Source organism: Armatimonas sp. (assembly GCF_043760365.1).
Lineage (GTDB): Bacteria > Armatimonadota > Armatimonadia > Armatimonadales > Armatimonadaceae > Armatimonas.
In genome coordinates, this window is sequence record NZ_JAYUPA010000705.1 from 1 (window position 1) to 3,717 (window position 3,717).

3 protein-coding genes, 1 tRNA gene and 1 pseudogene are annotated in these 3,717 nt (G+C 58.3%); 3 read left to right on the top strand and 2 right to left on the bottom strand.

What is annotated here, in order from left to right; translation table 11 throughout:
- Positions 1-125: 125 nt before the first annotated feature.
- The 3 genes from ACH2EH_RS16580 to ACH2EH_RS16590 all read left to right on the top strand — a co-directional run bounded on the left by ACH2EH_RS16580 (position 126) and on the right by ACH2EH_RS16590 (position 2,850).
- On the top strand, positions 126-1,433 hold the full coding sequence (locus ACH2EH_RS16580; protein WP_395143292.1) for a pyridoxal phosphate-dependent decarboxylase family protein: 1,308 nt from the start codon (positions 126-128) through the stop codon (positions 1,431-1,433).
- 100 nt (positions 1,434-1,533) lie between these two features.
- The gene (locus ACH2EH_RS16585; protein WP_395143288.1) at positions 1,534-2,145 is read left to right on the top strand and encodes a PEP-CTERM sorting domain-containing protein; all 612 of its coding nucleotides are present in this window, start codon (positions 1,534-1,536) and stop codon (positions 2,143-2,145) included.
- Between the two features lie 120 nt (positions 2,146-2,265).
- Positions 2,266-2,850 carry an HNH endonuclease gene (locus ACH2EH_RS16590; protein WP_395143290.1) on the top strand — a complete coding sequence of 195 codons (585 nt, stop codon included), beginning with the start codon at positions 2,266-2,268 and terminating at the stop codon, positions 2,848-2,850.
- On the opposite strand, the gene ACH2EH_RS16595 is transcribed toward ACH2EH_RS16590, so the two are convergent.
- Positions 2,832-2,905 (bottom strand) — tRNA-Met (locus ACH2EH_RS16595). The genes ACH2EH_RS16590 and ACH2EH_RS16595 overlap by 19 nt on opposite strands.
- A 17-nt stretch (positions 2,906-2,922) precedes the next feature.
- Positions 2,923-3,717 (bottom strand): annotated as a pseudogene (locus ACH2EH_RS16600) (hypothetical protein); the annotation flags it as partial.

The following is a 3,717-nucleotide window of genomic DNA, read 5'->3' on the forward strand; positions in this document are numbered from 1 at the left end:
GCGACACGAAGGGCGTTCCGCCCATAAGATCGGTATGGCCCGGAGGGCCTTTGTGTCCGAGGAACGAGGACAATATGACGCCCCCGTTTATGGGGGCGGTTCTCTTCACGGCGCTCCCAAACACGATGATCAACGACAACACGCTCGATATTTTGAAAGACGCCCTCGCCACGCTGGGCGAGGGCTTCTCGGGCTTGCCGCCGCACACGGAAACTGCCGATTCTGCGGCGCTAAGCGCGGTCTTGCAAGAGGTGGCGGTGCGTCTTCAGGACAACTATCCGTACTTCCATCCGCTCTACGCCGGGCAGATGCTCAAGCCGCCGCACCCTATAGCACGGCTTGCGTATCAGCTGGCGCTGTACGTGAATCCTAATAACCACGCGCTCGATGGCGGACGGGCCAGCTCAGCCATGGAGAAAGAGGCTGTCTCGACGCTGGCGGCAATGTTTGGCTGGGAAACCTATCTGGGGCATCTCACCAGTGGTGGGACGATGGCCAATTTGGAGGCGCTCTGGGTGGCGGGGCGGCTCGCGCCAGGCAAGGTGGTGATGGCGTCGAGCCAGGCCCACTACACGCACTCCCGGATTAGCGCCGTGCTAGGCCTGCCCTTTGAGGCGGTTCCGGTGGATCGTTTCGGGCGTATGGACAGAGCGGCACTCGAAGCGCGACTAGAGCGCGGGGATGTTGGTTGCGTCGTGGCGACTCTGGGAACGACAGCCATGGGTTCCGTGGACCCATTGCCTGAGATTCTTGCACTACGGGAGCGCTTTGGCTTTCGCTTGCACGCCGACGCGGCCTACGGCGGCTACTTTGGGTTGGCACAGAACTTAGGAGACAGCGCACGGGCGGCGTTTGATCGTATTAGTGCAGTGGACTCGCTGGTGATAGATCCACACAAGCACGGGCTTCAGCCCTATGGCTGCGGCTGCGTGCTCTTTCGTGACCCGAGTGTCGGGCGTTTCTACAAGCACGACTCGCCCTACACCTACTTTAGCTCGACCGAGCTGCATTTAGGGGAGATTAGCCTGGAGTGCTCCCGCGCGGGTGCCGCTGCTGTGGCGCTCTGGGCGACCCAAAGACTCTTGCCACTGACGCAAGGCGGGGAGTTTTCGGGGATGCTGACGCAGTGCCGGAGCGCAGCCCTCACGCTCTACGAAAGACTCGCCGCCGATCCGCGCTTTGTGGTTGGTTTCCCCCCGGAGCTGGATATTGTCGTCTGGGCCGTGCGAGGCGGCTCGGCTAGAGCCGTCTTTGAAGAGGCGGCTCGGCGTGGGCTACATCTCGCCCTCGCCGAGCTACCCGGTGCATTCTTTGGCCTCGCAACCCCTACGGTGACTTGCCTGCGCTCGGTGCAGATGAAGCCCGAGCACGCGGCGCACGAGTGGCAGGAGACGCTCTGGTCACTCCTCTCCGAGGCCACGGAACTGGGCTGACTCGTGTAAAATCACTCTATTGAAAAGAGAAACTCCTGCCGATAATACCTATAGATTTTGGCACGATTCTTGCAACAGAAAATGCCTAGAGGAGTAGAGGATGAAATTTATAAAAACGAGCGGGTTGCTTATGTTCGCCCTCCTGGCTGGCAATGGAACCGCACAGGCCCAGAACCTTATCAGTAACCCCGATTTTGAGACGGGCTTGCTGACGAGCTGGACTGTGACAGGCTCGGTTGCAGTTCAAAATGCAGGAGGGAATCAGGTAGCTGAGGTCGGTGTGGGCAACAGTCCTTCCACGCTATTTCAGAACCTGACCACGGTGGGTGCCCAGCTCTACAACGTGACTTTCGACCGAGGGACTTTTGACCCGCCCACTCAGCCTGCGAGTGGCCCCTGGTTATTTGATGTTGTACTAACAGACACTCTGGGGGCAACCGAGTTGAGCCGCCAGACCTTTGATGCTTTCAATGTCGCACAGACGGGACAGTATCGAACCGAGCTCTCCAGTTTTTTTACGTTTACCGCGACATCAACCAGTACCCGGATCACCTTCGACACCACGCCCTACACCCACGGCTGGGTCACGGTGGATAATATCGTCGTGAGTGCCGCGAGTGGAGGAGGGGGAGTGGCCCCTGAACCCGGCACCCTTGCTCTAGGTGCGCTCGGCCTTGTCGGCCTGATCGCCGCCCGTCGCCGCAAGCACTAGGCTCGATTAAAAATAGTTTAGCCTCGCTCATGCACGTTGCTCGAGCGAGGCTTTCTTTTTGCCATCCCCTTAAATGTTTGCATTTAGTTTGCCTGCCTGAGTATACTGAAAGGGTTCACCATGGAAGAACCGATAACCCCCCAGCAAAAAGGCGCTTTAGCTAAAGCACGAAAAATTCGGGAGGCTTACTGTGCTTCCCCAAACTGCTGCCGTCAGTGTGGGGAAGCCATTTTACCCAAGCTCACTGAGCGTCTTCAAGAAGTTAGGCGACGGCTTTTCTGCTCCCGTTCCTGTGCAAACGGATTCCAAAATGCTCTGTCGCCTAAACGTAGCCGCAAAGACCGTATCTGTAAGCACTGTGGAAAAGTATCCAAAGAGGGAACGGAAGATCGCCAGCTTTGTGAGGAGTGCTGGCAGGCATTTCGTGTAAGAACAGAGGCACGTTGCAAAGGCAATGTTAGCCGTCGGACTATCTATGTTCACGCAGCCTCAGTGATAAAACAACGCGCAAAATATTGTCAACGCTGTGGGTATGCACTTTTCGTGGACACCTGCCACCTGAGAGCGATCAAGGACTTTCCAGAAACGGCGCTACTCTCTGAGATCAATGCCCCGGAGAACTTACTTTATCTGTGTCCGAATTGCCACCATGAGCTCGACGCTGGGCTTCTGGTGTGGAACGAAAGTAGCGGCATCCGGACTTGAACCGGAGACCTACGGGTTATGAATCCGTCGCTCTAACCAGCTGAGCTATGCCGCCAAAACGCAGGAGCAATTCTATCGCGTCTTCTCCTGTTTTGCAACCCGTCGGATACGGTGGTTGAGCGTATCACCGATGTAGAGTGCGCCATCGGGGCCGACGGTGACACCGTGGGGACGATCCAGTCCCGCCTCGGCTGCCGAACCACCATCGCCGCCTGCGCCTTTGCGTCCTCCGGCCACGGTCGAGATCACGCTCGTCTTGGCATCTATCCGCCGGATCGCATGGTTCTCCGTGTCCACGATAAAGAGATTGCCGCCTTTGTCGCACGCCGCGCCTTTGGGGCCATTGAACGTGGCGTCGAGCGCCGGGCCACCGTCGCCGGTGTAGCCTTTCTTGCCCGTCCCCGCAACCGTCGTAATAATCCCCTTCTCGTCCACTTTGCGCACGCAGTTGCCCTCGCGCTCAATGATGTAGACCAAGTTCTTGAAGCAGCACACCGCGCGTGCCCCGAAAATATCCGCCTGCGCTGCCGGGCCACCATCGCCGGTGTGCGCCCGCTTTCCTGTGCCCGCAAAGACCTGCGGCGGTACTTTATCGGGGCTGAGGCGATAGATAAGGCACGCCTTCACATCGGCGATATAGAGCCAGCGGCCATCGGACGAGGCAGCAACATCGTGCGGCTCCTGAAACACAAAATCGCGGAACTGGGTCGCACGACGGATCTTGTGGCTCAGGCGATGCGCTGTCCAAACTATCTCTCCCAGCACCGCCACGGCTACCAGATCCTCAGCGGTTTGAATCGCGCTAGGCTCCTTGCGCTGGTCGTAGAGCGTCGAAATCTTTCCCGTCTTAGCCTCAATCTTACGCAG